The sequence below is a fragment of the Paenibacillus sp. PAMC 26794 genome (genome assembly GCF_000316035.1).
In the GTDB taxonomy this organism is placed as follows: domain Bacteria; phylum Bacillota; class Bacilli; order Paenibacillales; family Paenibacillaceae; genus Paenibacillus.
In genome coordinates, this window is the sequence record NZ_ANHX01000051.1 from 14,231 (window position 1) to 40,454 (window position 26,224).

Here is a 26,224-nt window from a genome sequence, read left to right on the forward strand (position 1 = left end):
CTTACGTTACAAGCTGATCATGAACACATGTTATGTTGCTATTGCTAGCTATTGTTCATCCGGCCTGCTTACTTTCCACCCTTACCTGGCGTGTAGAATTTGGGCAGCGTTACTTTTGACCAGTCCATATCCGATGCCATGTAGAAGGACGGATAGGACGGCTGATTGTATCCACTGTTCTGTCCGGCAATGCCCACACGATACATCGCATCATGCATGAGCGTGTACAACTTGCGGTCTGTCTTCTCGGTACTCAGATAGATACGAATCGCTGAGCTGTCCGTGGTTCTCACCAGCATCTCTTCCCGCCAATCCCCGAAGATATCAGCTACAAGAGAAGGCGTACCTTTCGTGTGATTGTTAGTCAATGTGCCTGTTGCCGTCAGCAACGTGCCAAGATTCCAGTCTTTGATGGTTGGTGTAACATCAATCGCACCATCAACGATCTGTGTCGTCATATCGGCAGCCCAACGGATATTCATATTCGTTCCCGGCATCTGATCACTGATTTTCTCACCCTTAGCTGTCCACAAGCCTACAGCCCATGTCTCCAGTCCACGACGAGTCGGATCAACATCCCCCACCATGCCGCGACCGGTATCTTTCCCCGTGTATCCACCATAGATCACTTCTCCGGTCTTCGCATCACGCAGGGAATAGCCGTATGGCGCCCACGGACCACCCTCGTGTACCATGAAAATCTCCAGTCCCGGACGATCCGGGTCGATATCTGCCACATGTAGTGCGTCGCCATGCCCCAGACGGGCAATGCTTCCCGGCGCAGCACTCTCGGCAGGCATCAGGTCTGTGGAGCTGTACAGCACGCTGCCGTCATGATCAATCGTGGCGGAGCCATAGATAATCTCCTGTTTGCCGTCTCCATCCACATCCGCCACACTGAAATAATGCGCACCTTGAGTGGTAATAGAGCCATACTGGGGATCTGTTCCATCCACACCATGCGGTCCGTCATTGAACGGGTTCTTCATCGGTGTCCAGCCGCTGTCCACTTTCCATTCCTTCTTCAGCTTCTTGCCATCCCAATTGTAGGCAACCATCGTCGAACGTGTGTAGTATCCGCGTGCAAAGATTGCAGACGGCTTCTTGCCGTCCAGATAAGCCACTCCGGCTAGGAAACGGTCCACCCGATTGCCCGGTTCGATCCGTGCCATGGCATAATCGCCCCACATCAGACCGTCATCATGACGTTCAGGTTCATATGGGATAGTCTCCAGCTCTTTGCCTGATTTACCTTCAAATACCGTAACATACTCCGGTCCATCCACAATAAAACCTTCAAACTTGCGCAGTTCATTTCGGTTACTACGTTCTACTGCGTACACATCAATGAAATAGTCGGCCAGGCTCTCGGCATCCTGCTGAGATAATGGGTAGTTATATTTTTTTTCCATTCCAAAAGCCTCTTCCAATGTCGCAGGCCAGTTCCCCTTCACAACCTCATCGTGTTTATGCCAGTTTTTGAACATATCCACCACGTGATCATAGTAACCATCCGCACTTAAACGATAATCATCTTCGTTCGAGTACCCTGCCTTGCGATCCTGCTTCGGAAGTGTGATGTATTTCTCGGAGGTTACTTTTCCTTTTTTGTTATATTTAATAATCTTCGTTCCCGGAGCGGTCTTGAACATCATCTCAGCCTTGCCATCCCCGTCAAAATCGTAAACGAGCATCTGTGTATAATGAGCGCCTGCACGAATGTTGACCCCAAGATCAATTCGGTAGAGCAATTGTCCGTCCAGGGTGTAAGCATCAATGTAGGTTTTACCGGTGTATCCTTTTTGCGATACGTCCTTGGCGTTGGAAGGGTCCCATTTGACGAAAAACTCATATTGGCCATCCCCGTCCACATCCCCCACGCTCATGTCATTGGCGGAATACGTATAGGCTTCTCCGGCAGGCGTCACGCCATCGGCGGGTTTTTGCAGGGGAATGTCCACATACCCGTTCGCCCACGGTTTGACGGATGCACTGCGTTTGCTCTCCTTGCCCTTCTTGTTCACCGCTGCCACTTCATAACGGGAAGACGATTTACCCGCGGCATCTACATAGTTGGTGCTGTCAGTGACGGTAGCGATCTTTTTACCATCACGATAGACGTTGAAGTTCGTACCTGTCAGCCCTTTGTCGCTATACCCTGTGGCCTCGTCACCAAGCAATCTCCAACTGAGAAAAACACCTTCAGATGTCGATGCAGCCACCAGTCCCCGATCCAGATATTCCAGTTGAATCTCTTTCACGTGACTGCCCCCCTTATGTGATTGCAGGCCGGCCTCCGTCGCCCCATTACCGTTCGAAGCTTCTGCTCCCGTAACGCCAGCTGTTCCTCCAATGAGCAAAGCTACGCTAAGTGCCGAAGAGAGCACCTTGGCTGCAAGTGGCATACAAGCCTTCCTGCGACCGGATTGCCGACCTGACACCGATCCTTTAGGTACCGGCGTTGTTGTTCCTGAGTTCATCCACCTTCACGCTCCTTGAGACAGAATAGGTGACGCATATACACATCAATGATGATTAGACGTTCGATAATCCACACAGACCTTCTTCGAAAGAAGGTTTCAACCCGCAATGATTACGCTTACAATATTAAAAAAGAGAAATCAGCTTGCCCGACTACCGGAGTGCGGTCCCCCTTCCATTCTCTTTCCACTTTCCAATCCGAGCGAGGTGATCCCGCCCATCGGGTTCTATTATAGACATCCTGCCTGCCAGACCCTAGGCAAATATCCGTCCAAAACGATTAATAATCAGTGTTTTTAGAGTCATTTGGAAAATCAACCCGATGACGCTTCGGTCGGAAGGGTGATTTAAGCTCACTCCCAAGTTTTTTCTAACGAATCTCACACACCCTATTGGGGCGTTAAACTCCAACAACGAATCCTAACGAATCTCAGCAACCTTATTAGGACCAAACCGGGTCTAAACGGGGCAAAATCCATCCAAATTAACTGAATAGCGTGTCTACGATTCGTTAGAATTTTCAAATGCATCAATTCAACTAAATAGCGTTCCCTCTGTTCGTTAGAAAAGAAAGAGGGCTGCCCCCTGATCATTTTCATGACCTGAGGACAGCCCAGCTTAATACATCCGCTCTCACATCCTAATTACGGATCTTCAAGCGATTCTAAATACATTTTGATGTGAGAACTTCAATCTAGAATGACTCTTGTAATGCATAGCAAAAACCGCGATCCTCTAACACACTGAGAATCGCGGTTAAGACAGTTACAAGTAAAGTTTAAGGCTCCATGCCCCATACCAGGCTTCCACCTTGGTAGAGTGTTACCTTGTTCCAATCCTGGTAGGATGTTTTCGTTGGATCGAAGGAATAGTCATTAGTCTCGTCAAAGTTAGACCAGTCTGTTTTGTACAGGCGAAGCTGGATATCTCCAGTCTGTCCACCAGCCTGAATGCTGCCAGCAGCAGATGTGAAGCTCAGCTCTACATACGAGTCTGTGAAGGTCCGCTGGATATTGGCTCCACCAACTTGAGCGTAATCGATGGCAGAATCCATCGCAGCTGAGCCTTCTTTGGAGAAGTAATACCGGATCTTCAGATCACTCAGATTCACAGCAGTACTACCCAGATTTTTGATGTTGAAATACGGTTTGATCTGGCTATCCTGAGCATTGGTATCTCCAGCACGATATTGCACGACAAGATCACTCGTTGGTACAACGACACTTTGAGGTGTCGCGGAAGCTACAGCGGAATTGACACTTTGCCCTGCTGTATTCACTGCACTTACCACATAATGATACGTCGTGCCGTTCGTGAGGGCAGTGTTGGTGTAGGACGTACCACTCACATTTGCCGCGATCGTTGTGAACGGACCTGACGCACTCAGTGCCCGTTTCACATTATAACTTGTCGCACCTGTAGAAGCGGTCCACGTCAAGCTCACCTGTGCATTGCCTGCGGTTGCTGTGAGAGCAGTCGGTGCAGCTGGCGCCGTTACACCTGCAACGGGTGTAGCTGTTGCTGTAGCGGAGTTAACACTTTCACCTACTGCATTTGTTGCCGTTACCACATAATAATAGGTTGTGCCATTGATCAGACCAGTATTGCTGTAAGACGTTCCACTTACATTGGCAGCAATTGTTGTGAATGGACCTGATGCACTCAGTGCCCGCTTCACACTATAACTTGTAGCCCCTGTAGAAGCAGTCCACGTCAAGGAGACTTGAGCGTTACCGGCAGAAGCCGTCAATGCTGCTGGTGCTGCAGGAGCTGTTGTTCCTCCCGGAGGATTGCCACCACCGTTACTGGCAGGCAGTACAGGGAATGAGTTTTTCACCAGTGCCACGAACTGATCATGGAACCAGTGACCCGATACCGGGGCATTAGGCAATGCACCTGTTAATACACCATCCCGAGTTGTGAAGGTTGGATCACACATCCGGTCAAAACCTTTGCCTTCGTTATTGGGAATTTCGGAGCTGGAGCCATCGGATTCACCTGGAGGTTTCACCCATACATAAGCATCCAGATGCGCTGGTCCTGGTGCAGCCTTAGGTGCTTCACCCATACCTGCTCCACTGGCATTACACCAGTTCCCCCGATGCTCCCGACGATCTACACGTCCAGAATTCACATAATCGTTGATGTTGCTGCCCGTAGCAGATGCTGGACGGTTTACCCCGCCCCACCCATTCCGGCTAGTATCAATCAGGAAACCTGTGCTGCTTGGCCAGCCAGCTTGTACGAAATCGGCATACAACGCAGCGGTGAAATCGGTTTCGTCAAAATAAGGATTCCACTCATAAAACTTGGCAGATTTAATCGGTTGTCCACCGATATTGAGATCAGGGTTAGACAGGTTCGGCTCCCCCAGCGGTGTAGTGTTCGCTGTATTTGTAATGAAGCCATCTGCACTGCTCAGACCCGCGGCTGTCCCTTGCACAACACTTGTGTACAGCGCGACTGCTGCAGAACGGTTGTTATCCCATCCAAGCCAGCCGGAGTGGCCGATATCCAGATAGTTGTACACATTCGGAATGGCGTGCAGCTTGTCCAGTGCATACTTCACACCCGCCTCATAGATACCTGTTGAGCTGGCTTGACCACAAGCTGGTGTACTCAGGTTGGTCACAAGGTTAGGAAGACTGTCCGGTTCAATGACAGCAATAATGCGAATGTCCTGATACTTCGGATCTGCGAAGATATCTGCAATGACATCAATATAATCCGTTTTGTACGTCTGCAGAGCCGCCTGTGTTAATGGAAGTTCACCGTTGGATGCCAGTGCATGACAATCCCGACCGGGCAGATTATAGATAACAAATGAAGCCGTTATTGGCGTACCCGGTTTCTTTTGAGCGAGAACGGCATCAAGATGTTGCTCTACACTTTTGCGACCAGCGTTGTCCGTGCCGCCATAGATTGCAGCAATCCGGTCAACCCATACTGCGGTTGGATACGATTTGACCGTCTCCATCTTGGCCTTCAATGATGCATCGTTGGTCAGCGCAATGGACGTATCCACGAGAGCCGAATAGTCCTGGTTCAGATAAGCCGTTGCCCCTACAAATGGATTATTCACATGGGCTTCGGCCGCCTGAGTCAAGCCTGGAGACAATCCAGGGAAAATCCCCGCAGCGAGCAGCGTTGCTGCCAGCATTTGTTTTACACCTTTGCGCAGGATCTTCTTACCTCTGGATTTGGTTTTCAATTTAGTCTTCATAGTTCCACCTTTCCTTTAGTTAGATTGGGTTGTACTCATGTCTGATCCTCTGTGTCATTATGATGCTTAGCACGAAGAGAACGTTCGGATGAGTTGGTTGTATCACCTCCAAAAGAAATGGTTGTATGATTGGAATCTTGAGCAAACAAATGGTGTGTGAAGGCGAATCATGTGAATGAGTATAATATGGTGGGTGTGGTTGAACGTGTGTTAGACATGAAGAAGTGTGAAAAATGACTTAAGGGATGTCTGAATCCCACATTTGGTAAGCGCTTTCTTCAAACAATTAAAAAAAAGGTCTTCGCCTATCCATCTACAAACATGATGTTCGGTGTCACCTCCTTATGTTCTGATTATACGACATGTAAATATTACTGTAAATTGAATTATATAAATTTAATTATATTTTTTTCCATAATTCAGGCAGGAATCTGGACATCCCTTGCCCCTAACCACACCAAAGGCTCATCCTGGCAATATGCCATAATGAACCTCGTGTTTTCAATGCCGAATTAACCCGCTCGTCTAGCTAGTCATTACATATAATGCCTTGTTCTTAAATTCCTACGTTTAGGGCAAAACGACAATGTCTCCTGGTTTCAACCCGCTAACCACTTCCGTCTTGTCCCCCGATTCCATTCCAGCCTGGATGGTCAGCGACTCTGTTTGTCCATTGCCTTTGTCTAACAGTACGTAAGGTTCGGTCTGATCCCGCATAATCGCAAGGCTGGACACAACCGTCACTTTATCCTTCCGCATCGTCTCGATATCGCCTTCCAGACTCACGCCTCCATACATTCTGGCATCCGGCTTCAGATCAATGACCACGTCAAACTGTGAAGCTTGCTTGAGGTCCGTATCGGTACTCTTGCGGGCGAATTTGGACACTTTACTCACCTTCCCGGTGAATTGCAGGTCTTTCTGCGCTGTCATTCGCACCTTAACTGGCATGCCCACCTTGAGCCTGAACAATTCTTCCTCACCAACAATCGTCATAAATTTTAGTTTGCTGATGTTTGTAATGGACCCGATCAGCTGTCCTTCCGTCACCGCACGTGTCTTGCTATCCTCTTCATTCATCTGAAATATACCGGAAGCGGAAGCATACACAACAGACTTACTTATAACTGCCTGCTTTTCCTGTATCTCCTTCTCCTTGAGGTAGCATCAGATCCAGCAAAATCAGATCCGGCTTCGAATCCCGAAGCAGATCCAGTCCCTCTTTTCCCGTAGCTGCTTCCTTGATCTCAAATCCTTCCTTACGTAACGAATAGGACAAAATATCGCGAATGGACTCCTCGTCCTCAATAATTAAAATCTCTTTTTGTCTCATGATACTTTCGTAATCTCCCTGCTCTATGAATTTCCTTCATCTGCCTATATTTTGTATCCCAAGCCGTATGCTTGAATAGAGGGAAGCACGAAATGTTACAACTCCGATACAACTCTGAACCGTTTGGAAACAACCTCCCGATATACTTGGATCATAAGAGACTCATACCAGACCGGACCCAAGCCTGATCTGTATCCAAGGGGGATTCACATCATATGAACAGCGTACAAATTAATGATGCTTATATCAACTATAAATCAGAAATCACAAGGTATCTATCCCATATCGTCAAACAACCGCAAGACGCAGAGGATCTGGCACAGGATTGTTTCATTCGACTAATGAACGTTACCGTGGATATCCCTGAAGATCGCATTCTCTATTATCTCAAACGCATTGCCCGTAACCTGGCGATGGACAGCTTCCGCAGGCGGACCCGTACACTCAGACGAGACAGCCGTCTGGAGGTACCTACCCACCACGTCGATACACCCCACCTCGAAATTAGCGAAGGTGTTCATGATCTTGTCTCCCATATTAACAACACCGAACATCGTAAAATATTAGAACTTCGCCTCATCCATGGATACTCCATTAAGGAAACGGCAGAGCTGGTGAATCGCAGTGAAGGCATGATTAAATCCTCTGTCTTCCATGCCGTCAATCGAATTCGGGCCAAAGTCATCTCATAAGAGATGGCTTTTTATTTGCGTACAATCATTATGCACGCAGAATTGGATGAATTATGACGGGACCGAAATACCTATGGATATGTCAAAAGACCCAATTTTACAAATATCGAGTTAATTTTTACAAATTGTTATGACTATGTGAGATTTTCATGTGGTAGAATATGGACGAACTCATGAATCAACTAATATTTGGGAGGGATTTGGTTGGGTAAATTAACAGGTATGCGAGGAGTATTTCTAAAATCACTCCTGGCATTGTCCATGGCTTTGCCGCTTCAGATCGGATTATGGAACGGAGATGCATCGGTTCATGCGGAAGGACCGACAGACCCGGCACCGTTCATTCAGGCAAAGGTTGTGAACCAAAATGCAGGCAAGAAAGTATTGTTCGACAACTCTCACGGCCAGACGGCTGGAGCTGCAGACTGGGTCATTGATGGAGGTTTCTCCGACTTCGGGAATGCACTCGCGAATGATGGTTATTATGTCAAAGAACTTCGCAAGACAACTCCATTTACCTATGATGATCTGAAAGAGTATAACGTATTCGTTATTGCAGAGCCTCAAATTCCTTTCAAAACATCCGAACAAGCAGCACTCAAACAATATGTTGAAACGGGCGGCAGCATCTTCTTCGTTGGAGATCACTATAATGCAGACCGTAACAAAAACCGCTGGGATGGCTCTGAAGTCATCAATGGCTATCGTCGGGGAGCATTTGAAGATCCGGCCAAAGGCATGAGCACAGATGAGCGTAATTCTGAAGCGATGCAAAATATAACCAGCTCGGACTGGTTGTCTGATAACTTCGGCGTACGATTCCGCTATAACGCACTTGGCGATATCAACGCTAATATCGTCGTACCAGCAGATCAAGCCTTCGGCATCACAGAAGGAGTATCGGCTGTAGCCATGCACGCCGGTTCAACACTCGCAATCACCGATCCGGAAAAGGCAAAAGGCATTGTCTACCTGCCAAAAACCAACGCAAAATGGAATAACGCGGTGGACCAAGGCGTCTACAACGGTGGCGGGATTGAAGAAGGTCCTTACGTGGCTGTATCCAAGTTGGGCGCAGGTAAAGCTGCCTTCATCGGTGACTCCTCTCCAGTAGAAGATGCATCACCAAAATACTTGCGTGAAGAGACAGGTACACGCAAAACGACTTATGATGGTTTTAAAGAAGCCGATGATGCCGTGTTGCTCGTGAACACCGTGAACTGGCTTGCTACGCAAGAGAACTACACGGATCTAACTCAAGTGAACGGACTTGAACTGGACACAGCTACAGCGCTGCTACCATTCGAAGAGCCGGCTGCTTCCACAGAACCACAGGCTGAACCTTGGTCCGCACCTGCTGCCGGATACAAGTGGTACGATCGTTCCACTTTCAAGGCTGGTTCTTACGGCGGGCCTACATCTAGTGCGAACGCTGCATACAGCTTCGTGAAACAGGATACTCTTCCAAATGCAGAAGACTTCCAGATTCGTGTCGTTGTGGAGAATATGGCTCCGAACACAACCGTATCCGGTTATAGTGCCGGTATCTATCTGACTGGCGGAACCCAGGTCGCCATGATCCAGAATGAAAGTGGTACTTGGCCGACTTCGTACGGCTATAGCTCCACATTCAGTGTAACCTCGGACAGCCAAGGTCGCGGGATCAAAGATCTGAACGTCCGTATTAAACCGGGTACAACTGGCGCTGCCAGCTTGCGTCTGCGTCTGAATGGCAGCAACCTGATCACCAATGCCGTGACTGTTGGCAATGTGCCAGCAGAACAGCTTCCGGAAGAAGAAGGACCGATTCCAGCAGCTATCACCATTGCTGAAGCACGCACCAAAGCTGTTGGCACTACCGTAACCATCGAAGGTGTTGTAACGACAGAACCGGGTGTATTCGGTGGACAAGCCTTCTATCTTCAAGATGAAACTGCTGGAATCTACGTATTCCAGCATACTAGCGGCTTCCATGCAGGTGACAAGGTGAAAGTAACGGCAGCAACAACCATCTATAACAGCGAGTTCGAGCTTACCGATATCGTTGCGATTGAGAAAACAGGTACGGCTTCCGTACCTGCTCCAATCGAAGTTACAGCAATTTCAGATGCGAACCAGGGTCAACTGGTTCAATTGAAAAATGTAACGATCGAGAATATCATCAGTGCTACACCCGTTGGATCTTTTGAATTCGACGCGGTAGCACCAGATGGAACGAGCACACACATCCGTGTAGACACCCGTACAGGTGTGACGGAGACTTCCTTCCCTTATGCTGCTGGTGACCAAATCGATATCACAGGCGTTTCCGCTATTTTCAAAGATGTATATCAATTGAAACCTAGAAGCTTGAATGATTTTGTACCTGCTGAAGAGCAAGGTGGCGGCGAAGTGCCTTCCACTCCAGCTGCAGGAGCACCGGGTAAACCGGTGCTTTCTTCTGATAATGGATATACCTCTGGCCTGTTCGAAGGTTCGTATAACGTAAGCATGAACCTCTGGTGGGGCGAAAATGGTTCCGAGTACAAACTGTATGAGAATGGCGTTCTGATCGATACGCAGAAGTTGATTGCGGCTTCACCATCGGCTCAGTCCTCTATAACCGCCATTACAGGCAAAGCCAACGGAACGTATACCTACGTAGCCGAGCTGACCAATGACAAAGGCACAACACGCAGCGATGTACTGACGGTACAAGTAACCAATGCCGCTCCAGGGAAAGCTACGTTGTCCCAAAACAACTGGGATGGTGATGGCAACTACAACGTATCCATGAACCTCTGGTGGGGTACAAACGCAACTGAATACCGTCTCTATGAGAATGATGTATTGATTGATACACAAACGTTGAACGCGGCAACACCTGCTTCCCAAAGTGCTACAACGGAATTGTCCGGTCGCGCTAACGGAACGTATACGTACCGTGCTGAGCTGATCAATGCCGCAGGCGTAACAAGCACCGAGACAATTACGGTTCAAGTAACCAAGGCGTTGCCTTTGGCTAGCTAAGAGTTTCGATTATTTAAACTTGTATAATCCGCAAAGAGGGCCTTTCTCCGTTTAACGGAGAAAGGCCCTCTTTCTATTTATTCTATGTTGTTTCGAGGAGCAAATCCGTCTCCAAATTGCTCACTCATACGCGCTTGAACTTTGTAAGCTTCTTGCTGATTGCGAGCTGTAGCGACCACATAAAAATTCTGGTCTGACGTCTGTCCTGCTCTGCCAAGATTCAGATTAATATTCTCCCATGCTGAATCAAACCAAATTAGTCCATGCCATAACGTTTCCAAGGGTTCACCTGATTTTAGATAATGAAGGTTTCCCATATGAATGCCTCCTTGGCTTTCCGCTACGTAGATAGTCATCATATCTCCAGTTGTTGTAAAATCTTTACCTTCGATTGTAATTCTGCCTTCGAACGTAGACTGACGAAATAGTGGACGGTACATCGTTCCTTCTACCTTAATTGCAGTCGATTCGGTAGTTTCCGGATCAACCTGTGCATAGGTTACAGCTTCACGTGTAACATTGACTTCTTTAGGAAACTTGTAAAAATAAGCGAATAGACCACCGCCAACCAGCAGTACGATCAACATAACCAGAATAGATGATTTATATGTCATTAGAACCTCCAGTTCACACCAATGGTCAATAAGTTAATCAGCACATCACTTATCTTACTTGAGAAGGAAACATTGGAGCTAGAGGAGAAATCGTTTTAACCGTTTTATTCTCCACTCCCGTCAGATCAATTCTAGTTACATAGGAATTCCTTGGCTGGAAAGTATCTAAAAAAGCTGCCACTGCTAACGAACCTGACAGACCTTATTCGGCCATTTTGGCCTAATTATAAAATCTAACGAACCTCAGCATCGCTATTTAACTACATTTCAGTTGCCAAAGGGTTAATTCGGGCAAAACGCAACAAATAGCGCCACTACGATTCGTTAGAATTCCAGTGATGCCTTGTGAGGCAAAATAGGGACTCTCAGGTTCGTTATCCCAGCTCCTGCGAGGCCACAATGTTTAAATTCCTTGACGACGATGCAGAACGGGTTCATTTCAAACGTTCCGGCTCATATCCATTTCTAACAAATAGAATGCTGTTCCATACAGCAAAATAAGCGGCCACGGCGATGACAATAATGACAAAAATCAAGTTCATCTGTGTAAACGTATAACTGCTTCCCGTGAAAATGATCAGGATTGCACTGAGTCCAATATTTTCTCTGTTATGTTTTTTAAACTTCTGAAAAATCATTCTGTACAGCAATAGGAGTAGCATAAACCCAATCCATATATATTGAAATAATTCCATAGGTCACCTTCCTTTAAAAAGACTCACTTCTTGTATGGGTATCTAGCAGGAGTATTGATTAATATCCTTAATTCCCTTTATATAGAAACCTATTAATCTTACATGTAAATGGAAAATAATTCAATCATCTTTATATATATTCTTGGAACACTCTTATTCCTCGACGGTTAGCTGAGCAACAAGAACGCACCGTTGTTTATTTGCAGACACAAAAAAAGACTATCCCTGCCAATATTCGGCACCGAATAGCCCTCTCTTCTTACGCTATCAACTAATCTTAATTTATCATCTAATATATTCGTAGCGCCACATTAACCCTTATACCAGCTTCTTCCGAATATAACCCGAGATCAAGTCGATAATCGTGATCATCACGATAATCCCCAGCAGGATAATACCTACTCGTGGCCAGTTCCGGGTGCTCAGTGCAAAGATCAGTGGTGTACCAATCCCCCCTGCTCCGATTACCCCCAGTATGGTCGCGGAACGTACATTAATCTCGAAACGATACAACGTATAGTTCAGGAAGCCAGGCATAACCTGCGGCAGGATGGCAAACCACAACTGCTGCATGCGATTGGCTCCGGAGGCAAGCAGCGCCTCAGATGGGCCGTAGTCGATATTTTCAACTTCATCTGCGTACAATTTGCCTAACATGCCGATGGAGTGCAATCCAAGGGCGAGTACCCCTGCAAACGATCCGGGACCTACTGCCTTAATGAACAACAAGGCCATGATAATCTCAGGGAACGTGCGGATAAAGCTGAGTACCATTTTGCCTGCACCCGAGATGGAACGATGCCCACTCATGTTACGGGCAGACCAAAAGGCAAACGGAATACAGAGCACAGCCGAGATCACAGTCCCCAGCACGGAAATCGCCAGTGTATCCAGCAGTCCTCGCAGCAGGTCTTCTCCCTCAGGCAGATATACAAAATCCCAATCCGGTGAGAAAATCCCGGCTACAATGGCCTTCATAATCTGAGCAGCGGTTTCCTTGAAACCAGTAAACGGTACACCAGCAAGGGCCCAGACATACACAAGGATCAGCAGTAACACAATGACCCAGCGAAGCGGGTTCTTCCGTGGTTTAGGCCGGATGCGGCTTGTTTCATTTTTCATCATAGCAATTTCTCCCGCAGCTTAGTACTTACATAATCAATGATCAGAACGATGACGAGGGTAAACAGAATGATTACGCTGGTCTTGTCATACTCCAGGAATCCAAGTGTTGCCTCATAGTAGAGCCCAATTCCTCCGGCTCCCACCAGTCCCAGAATGGCAGCGGCACGTATATTAATTTCGAAGGCATACAGCACATAGGATGTGAACTGGGCAGCCAGTTGCGGCACCACGCCATATACAATGAGCTGAATCCGGTTCATACCAACAGCCGTCATCGCTTCCAGTGGCCCCTGATCAATGGTTTCCAGCGTCTCATAGGTCAACTTTGCAATCAGACCTACCGAGAACACAGCCAGTGCCAAGATTCCGGGGATTGGCCCCAAACCAAACACAGCAACGAACAAAGCAGCAAGTAGCAAATCCGGCACTGTCCGAATCAGGTTGAGCAGAAAGCGTGCCGGATAGTAGATCCAGCGACTCGGCATCAGGTTACCGGCACAGATGATCGAGATCGGAATCGCAATAATCGCACCAATGGTTGTCCCAATCAGGGCCATCCGGATCGTTTCCAGCATGCCTTGAACAATGTTATCGAAGTATGTCCAGCGTGGTGGGAACATCTCCTTCAGCAGATCCAGCATGTTGGGAAAACCTTCAAACAACTCCGTGAAGCTGGCATCCGTCTGCTTGGCACTGGCCCACAGAAGGAGCAGAATGATCACTAAGGTGAGCAGATGTTTCGTACGCCCAGGCGGTTTCGGGCGATTCACAACCTGAGCCGCGCTGGAACCAGGTCCCTTCCCCACTCCGCCTGAATTCTGAAGTGGAACGTTGGACTGCCCCTTCATACCACAACTTCTTCCTGCTCATGTACAGCCTGCTTGTCCAACAATTCGTCAGCCAGAATCGGTCTGCCGTATATTTCAGCAAAGCGCTCATCCGTTGCCTCTTCCACCGGGCCGTCGAATACCACTTCACCTGCTCGTAATCCGACAATACGGGTCGCATACTCTCTCGCCAGATCAATAAAGTGAAGGTTGACGATGGTCGTAATCCCAAGGTCTTGATTGATGCGTTTCAGGTCATCCATGACTTGTTTGGTTGTAAGCGGGTCAAGTGAAGCAACCGGTTCGTCGGCCAGTATGATTTTTGCTTCCTGTGCCAGTACACGGGCAATAGCGACACGTTGTTGTTGTCCACCAGACAACTGATCTGCACGGGAATAAGCTTTCTCCGAAATATTCACACGATCCAGCGCAGTGAACGCCAGTTCAATATCCTCTTTTGGAAAACGACCCATAATGGTACGCATGGTGGAATGATATCCAACCCGTCCAGCGAGTACGTTACGTAGTACACTGGACCGTTTCACCAGATTGAAACTCTGGAAGATCATGCCGATGTCACGTCTGATCATGCGCAGCCGTTTGCCTTGTGCCTTCGTGATGGAACTTCCGTTAATCAGAATCTCGCCCTCACTAATGTCGTGCAGTCGGTTAATGGAGCGTAAGAGCGTTGATTTACCTGCACCGGACAGACCCACTACAGCAATGAATTCACCCTGCTCAAATTTCAGATTAATATTATCCAGGCCTTTGGTGCCGTTAGCGTAAGTTTTGGTAACGTTATGAAGCTCAATCATGACAATATCCTTCTTTCATTCATAATGATCATACACATGAGTCCTTGCTATAATGGCACAAGCCAGCGCAGCGTAGATCACGCTGAACTGGCCTGTCCATTGCTACGATTAAGCTGTTCCCATCCAAGAAAGCTACTACAAAGTGAACAGATCCCGAACTACTTTTGGATCAGAATTATTCACCTTTCACTTTTTCGCCATACTGGCGAACGATCTCGAACTTGCTATCATCGGACTCTACATAACCTTCATGCGTATAGATTTCTTTGATGATCTGGTGACCTTCAGTATCTTTACCGATATCAATGAAAGCTTGTTTGATCTTCGCAGTCCAATCTGCATTCATGTCTGTACGAACAGTGATGGTATCGTTAGGAATAGGCTCAGTGAACGCCAGTACACGTGTATCTTCAAATACAGTCGGATAGTCTTTGACTACCGTGTTGCGGGCATCTTGGAAAATAGCTGCCGCATCAACGTCACCATTCAATACAGCGATAACACTTTGGTCATGACCTTTTAACGTTACAGCTGTTACATCTTTCAATGGATCAATCCCTCTGTCGAGCAACAGACCGGCTGGCCATACATAACCTGCGGAAGACGTTACGTTTTGGTAAGCGACTTTTTTACCTTTAAGGTCCTCGATGGATTGAATCGGCGAATCTTTTTTCACAATGAACATGGATTTATACGAATCTGCCAGTTGCTCTGTTGGAGCTCCAGTCTCATCATTTACACCAAAACGTTGTGCTTGCAAAATAACTTGTGCAGCGCCTTTTTCTTTAGCCAGTACATAAGCTGTCGGAGGCAAGAAACCTACGTCTACTTTATTGGAAGCCATTGCTTCAATAATTGTGTTGTAGTCGGTGGATACGCTGACTTTTACCGGAATGCCCAGTTTGTCACCAAGCAACTTCTCCAGCGGTTTCGCTTTGGCTTCAAGCGTATCTGCGTTCTGGGAAGGAACAAATTGAACCGTCAGTTCAGTTGGCACATAACCTTCGACAGCTTTCTCTGTCTCTGCCGTAGACGTACCGGATGCATTGGAACTCGAATTATCCCCGTTAGCCGAACCTGTTGTACTACTGCTAGACCCACAAGCACTCAGAAACAGAACCAAAATCAACAATGGTAAAAATAAAGCAGACTTCTTCAAACGAACACCCTCCAAAGAGTTTCTATTTTTCAGTACTTATCTACTATAGTTGCCAAATATTAGCGCGATGTGAAACGAAATTTGGAGTTTTGTAAAGTTTCCTGTCAGGCTGTCAGCGCGACTTGTATCTGTTAGAATAGGCTCATTATGGTTGAAGATATAGGAAGAGCATCGGAGATAACGGCGCATACTTCGGTTCTTCAGGCTATTCATTCTTCTCCGTTTTATAGTAATTCCATATATCTGAACTTATATATTAGAGGAGATTGTAAAATGACATCCACAAACCATACGGCAAGCTTCGATATTCTCTATACCAGTGATCTGCACGGGGCGATCCGTCCCATTCATTACAATACCAATGCCTACCGCCCGGCTGGGCTTGCCCTGCTGGCTTCCCTGATTCGTAAGGAACGTGAACGTTCACCTGAATTGATGCTGGTGGATAACGGGGATCTGCTGCAAGGATCACCCTTGGCCTCCTATGCAGCTTCACAGGTTTCCAAAAACGAGGTGCATCCATTCATAACGGTACTGAATGAACTCGGTTATGATGCTGCGGTGATGGGCAATCACGAGTTTAACTATGGTCAGAATCTGTTGCGCGGAGCAGTTGAAGCTTCCAATTTCCCCTGGCTGTCTGCCAATATTGTAAAAGATGGGCAACCAGACGTACCTGCCTTCGGTCCTCCGTATCTAATCAAAACCTTGTCTACGGGTGTCAAAGTAGCCCTCTTGGGCGCAACTACGCACTACATACCGAACTGGGAGCACCCGAAAAATATTGAGGGTTTACAGTTCCTTGATGCCTTGGAGACCATCCGTACGTGGGTTAGCTATATACGCGAGCATGAACAACCAGATGTAATGGTTGTGAGTTATCACGGCGGATTTGAGAGTGATCTGGAGACAGGAGAGCCTGCCGAACGATTAACTGGAGAAAACCAAGGCTATGCCATCTGTCGGGACATCGAAGGCATCGATGTGCTGCTTACCGGACACCAGCATCGTCAGCTTACCGCTAATATTCATGGTGTAACCGTCATTCAGCCGGGCTTCAGTGGAAATGGTGCGGGGCATGTATCCGTTCAGTTGGAACAAACATCGGGCGGGAAATGGCAGATTACAGATAAGCAGGCTCGGTTGTTACTTCTGGATGAACATCATGAGGTTGAACCTGATGCAACCGTCATGAAACTGACGGAAGAGCTGGAAACTGAGGGACAAGCATGGCTTGATCAGCCCATTGGCGAGGTGGCTGGGGACTTATCCATCACCAATGCTACGGCTCTGCGACTCCAGGCACATCCATTCATTGCTTTTGTACATCAAGTGCAGATGGAAGCGACTGGAGCGCAGCTCTCCAATACCGCCATGCTGAGTGAAGAAGCTCGCGGTTTCGGGAGTCACATCACCGTTCGGGACGTGTTATCCAACTTCATCTATCCTAATACTCTGACGGTGCTGGAGCTGAGTGGTCAGGATATCCGGGAGGCACTGGAACAAACGGCTCGTTACTTTGAAGTAGATGCTTCTGGCGAGGTGGCAGTCAATCCGGCTTATATGGAACCCAAACCCCAACATTATAATTACGATATGTGGGCTGGCATGGAATATGAGCTGGATGTCTCCCAACCTGTAGGCAGTCGAGTTGTGAAGTTGGAACGTGAAGGCAAGCCAATGGATATAGATGGCATGTACTCTGTGGTGATGAACAGCTACCGTGCTGCTGGCGGTGGAGATTATGCGATGTATCCGGGCAAAAAGGTACTGCACGAAGGTGCCACGGACATGGCCGCACTGGTGGAAGATTACATTCGCAGACACCAGCCGTTAACGGTGGAGCAGGCGGATAACTGGAAAGTTATTGGAAGTTAAATAAGAAAGAGCAGGTCCTGTGATCAGGATCTGCTCTTTTTTTTCAACCTATTGCTTACTTGTTCTTATTGAAATATCCTGTCCCATCCCGTTATCCGATATATTGAAGAATTAACTGATATATTGCTATCGAAAACCCTAAGATACTCGCTTTCATTTTAGATGGATGATTTCTTTCGCTGCGAATCAAATACAAGAAAACCACAATAAATCCTAAAGGAATCCATAGCTGAAAGACACCTTCTGATGTACTTTGAGAATAAATTGGAGTAATGAACGTACTAATCAAAAAGTAAAAGAAAACCGTAAAACGTCTTGTTTCTAACTGCTTGCTCCACCTTACTAGAATGAAAATAATAATGATCGTGATAATCATAATGTGAACAGGGGGTAAAAGAATAGCAGCATTCCCAAATTTGAATTCCATTCCGCATTGCCCTCCTCTCTTTTAATGCATCACATGACTGACTACAGGCATACGTGTAAAAATTCATTCTCATGCTTCAAAACCGCTGGCAACCTTCCAAAAACGGATCTATTCCAATATATCCTTATTTTAACATACAATCACAATTCAATTTCCCACGTTTATTCAATAAAATATGCAAAAAGAGCAGAAGTGAGGAGCATCGTGCCCTCATCCCTGCTCTTTTTATATACCTACAAGTTCTCTAATACATGTCCCATATTATCCAAAATGACTATTGCGCCTTTTTACGCAGCTGACTGTAATACAGCTCGCTGTAGAAACCACCTTGTTCCAGCAACGCATCATGCGAGCCTTGCTCCAGTAGCTGCCCATCCTTCAGCACCAGAATTCGGTCGGCCTGACGGATCGTGTTCAGCCTGTGGGCAATGACAAAGCTGGTACGACCTTGCATCAGGCGTTGCAACCCTTCCTGGATTTTGATCTCCGTAACGGTATCAATACTACTCGTCGCTTCGTCCAGTACAAGTATGGATGGATCTGCCAAGATTGCCCGGGCAATGGCGAGTAGTTGCTTCTGCCCCTGACTAATGCCGCTCCCATCGGCCTGGAGCACTTTGTCGTATCCATCCTTCATTCGCACAATGAAGGAATGGGCATTCGCCAGCCGGGAGGCTGCTTCCACCTCTTCATCCGTCGCGTCAAGACGGCCAAACCGAATATTTTCCCGAATCGTGCCCTGAAACAGGAATGAATCTTGAAGTACAAACGCCATATGGGACCGCAGATTCTCACGCCGAATAGTGGTCATATCGCGACCATCTACCGTTAATGTGCCACCTGTCGGATCATAGAAACGGGATAAAAGCTGGATCAATGTTGTTTTCCCCGCTCCGGTCGGACCCACAAGGGCAATCATCTCACCCGGTTTGGCTTCAAAGCTGATGTCATGCAAAATGTTACGTCCTTCATCGTACCCAAAGGATACTTTGTCGAAGCGAACGGCTCCCTCTACCTTGTCCAGAGATACCGCTGCCCCTTCATCCTTCGCTTCCTCATCTTCATCCAGCACCTCGAATACACGCTCAGCCCCCGCAATCGCGGACAATAACGTATTCCACTGGTTCGCCAGATCATTGAGCGGACGGGTGAATTGACGGGCATATTCTACAAAGATAATAATCACCCCGACTGTAACCGAACCCTGAATCGCCAGAATACCACCGATGCCCGCGACAATCGCAAAGCTCAGGTTGTTCAATCCATTCATCAGTTTCGGGATAAAACCAGAGATCGTCTGTGCCCAGAAACCGGAAATCCGGATACGGGTATTCCGTTCCTCAAAACCGCGAATCACCCGCTCCTCTTGGGAGAATGCCTTAATGATCCGCTGCCCGGATAATGTCTCTTCGATGTAACCGTTGAGTTCACCCAGATTACGCTGCCGTTCCTTGAAGAGCGGTCCCGTTCTGCGCGTAATCCAACGCATACCGATGGCCATCAAAGGCACAACGATAAAGGTAAGCAGGGTCAGCAGCGGGCTGAGCCAGAGCATAACCCCAAACGTTCCGAGCAGTGTTAATACACTCGAGAAAATCTGGATGGCCGAGCTGTTCAACGTACCACTGACATTCTCGATATCATTGGTCACCCGACTCATAATCTCTCCCTGCTGGCGTTTACCGAAGAATGGAATCGGTAATTTGTGCAGATGGGAGAACAAATCATACCGCATGCGGAACACGGTTTCCTGTGCAATTTCGATCATCCATATATTTTGTAACCAGGATGTAAGAGAGAACAAGACATACACTGCGGTTAATCCAATCAGAAACCGAGTCCAGCTTGAGCCGGCTTCACCCGCGATAAAATCATCCACGGCCACCCCTACCATGTAGGGGCCAAGCAAAGCGAGTGCGGAACTGGCAAACACCATCAACAGTACCATAGACAGCTTGACCTTACGCCTTGCCAGATAGGTCCAGATCCGGCCTAATGTACCTGACCAGTTCTTCGCCCTTGCCTTGGGTTTGCGACCACCGCCTGATCGTAACGTCTCCGGGTCAATCGGCGGTGGCGGCTGACGGAAAGGCTCAATGAATGCTTTGAACATGCTGTGCACCCTCCCCGTATTGTGATTCATGAATTCGACGGTACAGCTCTGACGATTCCATCAGGTCTTCATGTTTTCCCTGTCCAATGAGTTGTCCATCATCAAGCAGCAGAATCAGGTCCGCCGAAGTGGTTGAACTGATCTTCTGGGTGATAATAAACGTAGTACACGACAATTCCTCCAGCGCATCGAGCAGTCTGCCTTCTGTAGCTACATCCAGCGCACTTGTGCTATCGTCCAGAATCAGAATTCTTGGTCTACGTACCAGCGCTCGTGCAATGGAAAGTCGCTGCTTCTGTCCACCGGAGAGATTCACTCCCCGTTGACCCAGCAATGTATCATAACCGTTTGGTAAATTCTCAATCGTTTCATGGATCTGGGCACGCTTCGCAGCTTCCACAATCTCCTCCAAGGTAGCATCTTCCTGACCCCAGGCAATATTCTCCCGGATGGAACCGGTAAACAGGACAACCTCCTGAGGCACATAACCAATCGCACCACGCAGCATGGACAGATCCAACTCTGATGCATCGGCACCATCAATCCGTACCTTACCTTGATCCTCTGTGTATAACCGCGGAATGAGCTGTACGAGCGAAGATTTACCTGAGCCTGTTGCTCCCATAATGGCAATGCGTTCCCCCGCTTTTGCAGTGAATGTGATGTTATCCAGTACTGTAATTTCACTATTGGGATAACTGAAGCCTACACTGCGGAATTCAACCGTTCCCTGCACAGCACGCTGTTTCTTCGCTGAGTATGAAGATTGCGGAAAATGTGAAGATTTCACAGATCCAGCAGATGGTGCGGACGTTGATAACGACTTCGTCTGTTCAGTCTCCGATGTATCCTCCGTATTGAACACTTCATTCAGTCGTTGCGCCGAAGCGCTTGCTCTCGAGAAGGTTACCAGAATCCATGACAACGCAGACATGGCTCCAATTGTGCGAAGCAGGTAGTTAATGACGGCGACCACTTCACCCACGGTTGCATTACCGGAGGCAATGTCGACTCGTCCAAACCATAACACGGCGATGATACAAACGTTCATCATCAGCAGCATGAACGGCATCGTGGTCTCCGTTAAACGTAGCGCGGAGATCGTGCCTTTCATCAGCTTGCCGCTGAATCCGGCAAAGCGTTCAATCTCATGGCCCATCCGTACGAAGACACGGATCAGCCGAATGCCTGTCAGATTCTCCTGGATGACTCCATTGACGGCATCCAGTCTGCGCTGCACATTGCGGAACAGCAGCGCTGCCTTTTTGATCATCCACACGACAACGACGAGCAGTACAGGCACCATGACAACCAACAGCAGACCCAATCTCGGATTCACAATTAATGCCATAATCATGCTACCAATCACCACCAGCGGCACACGTGTCATGAAGCGCAGACTCATGAAGACGGTATCCTGAACCTGGGTCACGTCCCCCGTTAATCGCGTAATCAGGGACGATGTCGTGAACCGGTTGAAGACAGCATAAGAGAACGTTTGCACTTTCTCATACAACTTCTCCCGCAGATCGTATCCGAACCCCAGACTTGCATGGGATGCAAAGAACGAACTCGCAATTCCTGCAGCAAAAGCCACAACAGCACTGCCGACCAGCACGCCACCCCATAACCAGACGACAGATAAGTCTCCCTGCTGAATGCCGCTATCAATGATCTTCGAGATCAGATAAGGCTGAGCCAGTTCGACGGTCAACTCAATCAGCATCATGACCAAGGCTGCAATGGCGGCAACTCGGTATTTCTTCAAGTAAAACAACAACTTGATCATTACCATTCCTCCGGCCCGGAGCGCTCTTTCTGGTGAAGATTGGGTATACTCACGCAGCAAACTCCGTTAATGTCTTTGTTAACTCTATGTAAAATTTCACGTAACCATTATGATTATTATATCGCATTTCCTCCCATTAAATCGTTAATATCTTCTCACTCTTTGTATTAACCTGAAATAGACATAGAGTTAACAGTCATCTGCAAATAACAAAGGGGGTCTCGAAAGCATATTGATGAAGAACAAAAACACCGATACGTTAAAAAGAGACGAAACAGAAGTTCATCCTGCTTCGTCCCTTTTACGTTTTTCCATCATTCCATCGTCCATCGGACTTTTTTAAGGGGGAGAAACGCCCTACCACAGTTCTCGCATTCTAAGTGCAACACTTCCGTTCCCGATACCGCTTAATGATTTTACGGCTAATGTCAGGATCTCATTGCCTGGCAGTGCATAGTTTACGTTGAAATTAGACAACCCTTCTGTTTTTCCTGCAAGGGAGATTCCTGCCAGTATCCGGACACCTGCAGTTTGATTCATGGCTGTTGCCGTCACATCGGATAACAACGCGGTTTCTGAGGAAGGCGTACTCGCGATGGTTCCGAAAGAAGCACCCGTAAGTTGAGCATTAATTCTCAGCTCCCAGGCAAAATCGACAGACGCCAATATATCGAAGCTCTCTATTGACAAATTAACCGAATTGGGTCTCGTAGTGGCATCGGGGAAAAATTGCTTGCGTCGAAAGCTCACTGTAGGGGAGAATACTGTATTTGTAACCAACGTATTCGTGCGCATTTCCGTTGTAATTCGTGATGTCTCCGTGACTGTGCCCAAGTTGTTAAAATATCTTCCACCAACGTTCAAGCTTATTGATCCGCCTGCTGCGCCGTTGTTTGCCAGCGCCTTGATATTCTGGTTAGGGTCCGAGATTAGGATATCACCCAAGGGATTAAATCGATGGATCGTAATTGGCTGCTGGAAATTTTGAGGATTCACTGCTACAATCCGAAGTTCCACCTGTCCATAGGAATAACCATAGCGTATTTGATATAAATATCCAGTAAAGGTATTCAGAGTAACCCTGCTTTGACTGGTTCCGTCCATTGTGTCAACATTCCAGTTCTGTTGATATACCTTTTGGGTTTCCACTCCATTTTGCAATAATGCAACATAAACCCCAACGCTATCTTGTCCGAAATAAACACCGTTCACACCATCCGTATAGCCCCATTCCACCTTTTGTGTCCCTACAGGTACAGCAGGAACTTGTACATTCATACCGCAATCAAAAGCAACGGAAAGGAATTGACCGCGTTCTGTTGTTGTTAACTGAGCAAGGCTGTTGGCAGTCGCAGATGATTGTAATAAAAAGTTTTCGCCAGAATTGCTGACAGTACCCCCGCCCGTCGTAGTAATGACATCCCTTAATGCGGAAATACCGTAATTGGGTACAAAATTAAACCGGGAGCTTACCTCAGCAGTTTGCAGCTTATCAATCATTGCATTGGATGTTGGAGTGATCCCTCCGAGATTATAGACCGGTTCAACAAATACCATTGTATTCCCTCCCTTTCCTCTAAAATTTGGATCCCTGCAGGTTAATTGACAATAAACTCAACCAGAATAGGGATACTGGTATCCAGTGTGTCTCCATTAGGAATCGTAATCGAATTGGCTGAAACCGTAGATGCAGAACTAAGCTGAAGAACCCCATTAATATTAAGCAAATAGTAGGAATAGCGGTTCGGAAATGCGATAGCGCTAGTTCCTGCATCATCAATGAAGCTGGTCGCCGCAATGGAGAAGCTTGCGCCAGATCCTGTTCCCTGACCAGCATTCGTTACAAATTTTCTTGATGCCTCAAACGGTACAACAATGGGCATCCTCTTCACATCCTTCTTTTTGTAACGTATGCACATATTCGAAAGAGGGCACGGTCTGAACCTTGGTAGATCATTGGCCCAGACCGTGATGAATATCTCCGATCAGATCAGTTGCAAACAATCAAATTCGATGATTAAGTGATAACAGTGATAACAGGCGTAGAAATGGCAGGTTGCGTCGTAATGGTAGATACCGTATTCGCAAAGCTGGCGATCTCCAGGGTCACTGGAACACCAACAGAGATGTCAACGGTATTCAGTACCAAGCTAGTTGTAGAAACCGTAGACAGAGAGCTTTGTTGCATGACACCATTGACATACACGTTAAAATATTGTGAGGCCGTCAAAGTAGGAAAAGCTACGACCGGAGCATCAGCGTCATCGACAAAACTGGTCGCAGCAATTGTTATCGTTGTTGCACCAATGTCACCGGCTGTTACTGCCGCAAAATAACGAGTTGTTGCCGGAGTTACAACAGTACCTATCGCTCCCCCTGATGAAACGGGAGTCGTAGAAATCGCTGTATAAACAGGTTTTATCACTGCCATGTTCTTCACACCCTTCATAATAAATAGGCTAGGATCCTTAACAATACAGATTCAATCTCTAAGTGTTAACAGTTATAACAGGCGTAGAAATGGTAGGTTGCGTCGTAATGGTGGATACCGTATTGGCAAAGTTCGCGATCTCCAGGATCACAGGAACACCAACAGCAATATCAACGGTGTTCAGTACCAAGCTAGTTGTAGAAACTGTAGACAAAGAGCTTTGTTGCATGACACCATTGACATACACGTTAAAATTTTGTGTGGCTGTCAATGTAGGAAACGTTACGACTGGAGCATCGGCATCATCGACAAAACTGGTTGCAGCAATTGTTATCGTTGTTGCACCAATGTCACCGGCTGCTACTGCCGCAAAATAACGAGTTGTTGCCGGAGTTACAACAGTACCTACAGCTCCCCCTGATGCAACGGGAGTTGTAGAAGTTGCTGTAACAACAGGTTTTATTACTGCCATTTTTTTCACCTCGCTTTCGGACACTATACACAATATGAAAATCAATACTAGAGGTCACGGCAAACGCATAATTATAATTTAATTTGGGTTTTAATGTAATATAAATTTCTTGTTTATCAAGAATATTTGGCAAAATTTTCATGATCACTATCATTGGCCCAGTCCACTAGAGTTAAGTCCCATATGATAAACAAACTTTACGAATGGAGGCTGGAAAGTGAAAATCATTCAACAAAAGCGCTCATGTAGGGGAAAGTCGATGAGAAATGGGAAACATCCAAATCAAAGAGTGGCCAAACAATGCGTGTTATTACATGAACCGAAAAAGAACTCCATAGGCTCAAGACGCAAATCAAAAAAATTAAAAAGAAAATGCAACTACCGCAGACTGCATAAAAGAACGCCTTACGCAACAGGTCATAAAAGGGGGCAAGCGCGCCATGGATTACAAAGGTTGAATGGGGAGCGCGAAGCGCATGGCTCACACGGATTACACGGGCTGAATGGGGAGCGTGAAGCACATGGCCCACACGCATTACATGGGCTGAACGGGGAACGTGGAGCGGATGGCACACCAGGCCCACATGGGCTGAATGGGGAACGTGGAGCGAATGGCGCACCAGGCCCACAAGGATTACAAGGGCCGATCGGGGAACGCGGAGCGAATGGTGCACCAGGCCCACAAGGATTACAAGGGCCGCCAGGGCTTCAGGGATTGCCTGGGGCTAAGGGTGAACAAGGACCTGCTGGTCCGGCTGTTGACATTTCCACCATCACTGTCATTCCTAGGTCCTTCAGATTTTTCTATTCTACACCAACCAGTATCAGTGGAACCGTTGCGATTCCAGTGACACAATTTACAAATGATACCGGAGAGGCCATCGATCAATTCATAGGAATGGGGACCAATAGTATTAATAATTTATATATCAATGGTATGATGCAAGAAGGCAGGCTATTTACAATCAACCGCAATTCATTGGTACTTCAATTAAACGAAGATACCGTTCTTGCAGGCACTCCAATCATACTCGAAATCATTCAAATATCTTTACAATCAGTGGGTTAAAACGTTTAAAATCAACCCTCCAACGATAACTTATTGGATAACTTATCTATACCCTAAGCTTGACCCACAATA

The 26,224-nt window shown here is 47.1% G+C and carries 20 protein-coding genes and 1 pseudogene; 4 read left to right on the forward strand and 17 right to left on the reverse strand.

The window, feature by feature from the left end:
- Positions 1-68: 68 nt before the first annotated feature.
- The 4 genes and pseudogenes from D829_RS0118300 to D829_RS0118315 all read right to left on the reverse strand — a co-directional run.
- The gene (locus tag D829_RS0118300) at positions 69-2,405 is read right to left on the reverse strand and encodes a rhamnogalacturonan lyase (protein ID WP_017690372.1); all 2,337 of its coding nucleotides are present in this window, start codon (positions 2,403-2,405) and stop codon (positions 69-71) included.
- Between the two features lie 854 nt (positions 2,406-3,259).
- The gene (locus D829_RS0118305) at positions 3,260-5,704 is read right to left on the reverse strand and encodes a glycoside hydrolase family 6 protein (protein WP_017690373.1); all 2,445 of its coding nucleotides are present in this window, start codon (positions 5,702-5,704) and stop codon (positions 3,260-3,262) included.
- 570 nt (positions 5,705-6,274) lie between these two features.
- Positions 6,275-6,814 (reverse strand): HlyD family efflux transporter periplasmic adaptor subunit, encoded by a 540-nt coding sequence (locus D829_RS31435; RefSeq protein ID WP_017690374.1) that lies wholly within the window; start codon positions 6,812-6,814, stop codon positions 6,275-6,277.
- 49 nt (positions 6,815-6,863) lie between these two features.
- A pseudogene (locus D829_RS0118315) lies at positions 6,864-7,037 on the reverse strand (response regulator); the annotation flags it as partial.
- Between the two features lie 215 nt (positions 7,038-7,252).
- Between D829_RS0118315 and D829_RS0118320 the strand changes: the two are divergent.
- Complete coding sequence (locus D829_RS0118320) at positions 7,253-7,729, forward strand: RNA polymerase sigma factor (RefSeq protein ID WP_017690376.1); 477 nt, start codon at positions 7,253-7,255, stop codon at positions 7,727-7,729.
- A 261-nt stretch (positions 7,730-7,990) separates the two neighbouring features.
- Entirely contained in the window at positions 7,991-10,738 is a 2,748-nt protein-coding gene (locus D829_RS0118325) for a DUF5689 domain-containing protein (RefSeq protein WP_241230794.1), read from the forward strand.
- A gap of 77 nt (positions 10,739-10,815) precedes the next feature.
- Here D829_RS0118325 and D829_RS0118330 read toward each other — a convergent pair whose 3' ends face one another.
- From D829_RS0118330 to D829_RS0118355, 6 genes are all read right to left on the reverse strand, one after another.
- Positions 10,816-11,352, reverse strand: a complete 537-nt coding sequence (locus D829_RS0118330; RefSeq protein ID WP_017690378.1) for a hypothetical protein — start codon at positions 11,350-11,352, stop codon at positions 10,816-10,818.
- Positions 11,353-11,786: 434 nt separating this feature from the next.
- Positions 11,787-12,047 (reverse strand): hypothetical protein, encoded by a 261-nt coding sequence (locus D829_RS0118335; protein ID WP_017690379.1) that lies wholly within the window; start codon positions 12,045-12,047, stop codon positions 11,787-11,789.
- A 318-nt stretch (positions 12,048-12,365) separates the two neighbouring features.
- Positions 12,366-13,169 carry a phosphonate ABC transporter, permease protein PhnE gene (gene phnE, locus D829_RS0118340; RefSeq protein WP_036661541.1) on the reverse strand — a complete coding sequence of 268 codons (804 nt, stop codon included), beginning with the start codon at positions 13,167-13,169 and terminating at the stop codon, positions 12,366-12,368.
- Positions 13,169-14,020 (reverse strand): phosphonate ABC transporter, permease protein PhnE, encoded by an 852-nt coding sequence (phnE, locus tag D829_RS0118345; RefSeq protein WP_017690381.1) that lies wholly within the window; start codon positions 14,018-14,020, stop codon positions 13,169-13,171. Before phnE (D829_RS0118345) ends, phnE (D829_RS0118340) begins: the two co-directional genes overlap by 1 nt.
- Complete coding sequence (gene phnC / locus D829_RS0118350; protein WP_017690382.1) at positions 14,017-14,814, reverse strand: phosphonate ABC transporter ATP-binding protein; 798 nt, start codon at positions 14,812-14,814, stop codon at positions 14,017-14,019. The genes phnE (D829_RS0118345) and phnC overlap by 4 nt, the downstream gene beginning before the upstream one ends.
- A gap of 175 nt (positions 14,815-14,989) precedes the next feature.
- The gene (locus tag D829_RS0118355) at positions 14,990-15,973 is read right to left on the reverse strand and encodes a phosphate/phosphite/phosphonate ABC transporter substrate-binding protein (protein ID WP_017690383.1); all 984 of its coding nucleotides are present in this window, start codon (positions 15,971-15,973) and stop codon (positions 14,990-14,992) included.
- Between the two features lie 273 nt (positions 15,974-16,246).
- On the opposite strand from D829_RS0118355, the gene D829_RS0118360 reads away from it, so the two are divergent.
- Positions 16,247-17,851 carry a bifunctional UDP-sugar hydrolase/5'-nucleotidase gene (locus D829_RS0118360; RefSeq protein ID WP_017690384.1) on the forward strand — a complete coding sequence of 535 codons (1,605 nt, stop codon included), beginning with the start codon at positions 16,247-16,249 and terminating at the stop codon, positions 17,849-17,851.
- 91 nt (positions 17,852-17,942) lie between these two features.
- Here the strand turns inward: D829_RS0118360 and D829_RS0118365 are convergent, their stop codons facing one another.
- From D829_RS0118365 to D829_RS0118395, 7 genes are all read right to left on the reverse strand, one after another.
- Positions 17,943-18,278 carry a hypothetical protein gene (locus D829_RS0118365; RefSeq protein WP_017690385.1) on the reverse strand — a complete coding sequence of 112 codons (336 nt, stop codon included), beginning with the start codon at positions 18,276-18,278 and terminating at the stop codon, positions 17,943-17,945.
- Between the two features lie 274 nt (positions 18,279-18,552).
- Positions 18,553-20,391, reverse strand: a complete 1,839-nt coding sequence (locus D829_RS0118370; RefSeq protein WP_017690386.1) for an ABC transporter ATP-binding protein — start codon at positions 20,389-20,391, stop codon at positions 18,553-18,555.
- Complete coding sequence (locus tag D829_RS0118375) at positions 20,372-22,180, reverse strand: ABC transporter ATP-binding protein (protein ID WP_017690387.1); 1,809 nt, start codon at positions 22,178-22,180, stop codon at positions 20,372-20,374. The genes D829_RS0118370 and D829_RS0118375 overlap by 20 nt, the downstream gene beginning before the upstream one ends.
- 357 nt (positions 22,181-22,537) lie before the next feature.
- Entirely contained in the window at positions 22,538-23,737 is a 1,200-nt protein-coding gene (locus D829_RS0118380; protein ID WP_017690388.1) for a hypothetical protein, read from the reverse strand.
- Between the two features lie 41 nt (positions 23,738-23,778).
- Positions 23,779-24,063: a DUF4183 domain-containing protein gene (locus tag D829_RS0118385; RefSeq protein ID WP_017690389.1), complete on the reverse strand. Its 285-nt coding sequence runs from the start codon at positions 24,061-24,063 to the stop codon at positions 23,779-23,781.
- Positions 24,064-24,197: 134 nt separating this feature from the next.
- Positions 24,198-24,611, reverse strand: coding sequence for a DUF4183 domain-containing protein (locus D829_RS0118390; RefSeq protein WP_017690390.1), 414 nt, complete (start codon positions 24,609-24,611; stop codon positions 24,198-24,200).
- 58 nt (positions 24,612-24,669) lie between these two features.
- A complete protein-coding gene (locus D829_RS0118395; RefSeq protein ID WP_017690391.1) occupies positions 24,670-25,083 on the reverse strand; it encodes a DUF4183 domain-containing protein in 414 nt (137 codons plus the stop codon).
- Positions 25,084-25,537: 454 nt separating this feature from the next.
- Here D829_RS0118395 and D829_RS33475 point away from each other — a divergent pair, with 454 nt between their 5' ends.
- A complete protein-coding gene (locus tag D829_RS33475) occupies positions 25,538-26,152 on the forward strand; it encodes a DUF4183 domain-containing protein (RefSeq protein WP_017690392.1) in 615 nt (204 codons plus the stop codon).
- Positions 26,153-26,224 lie beyond the last annotated feature (72 nt).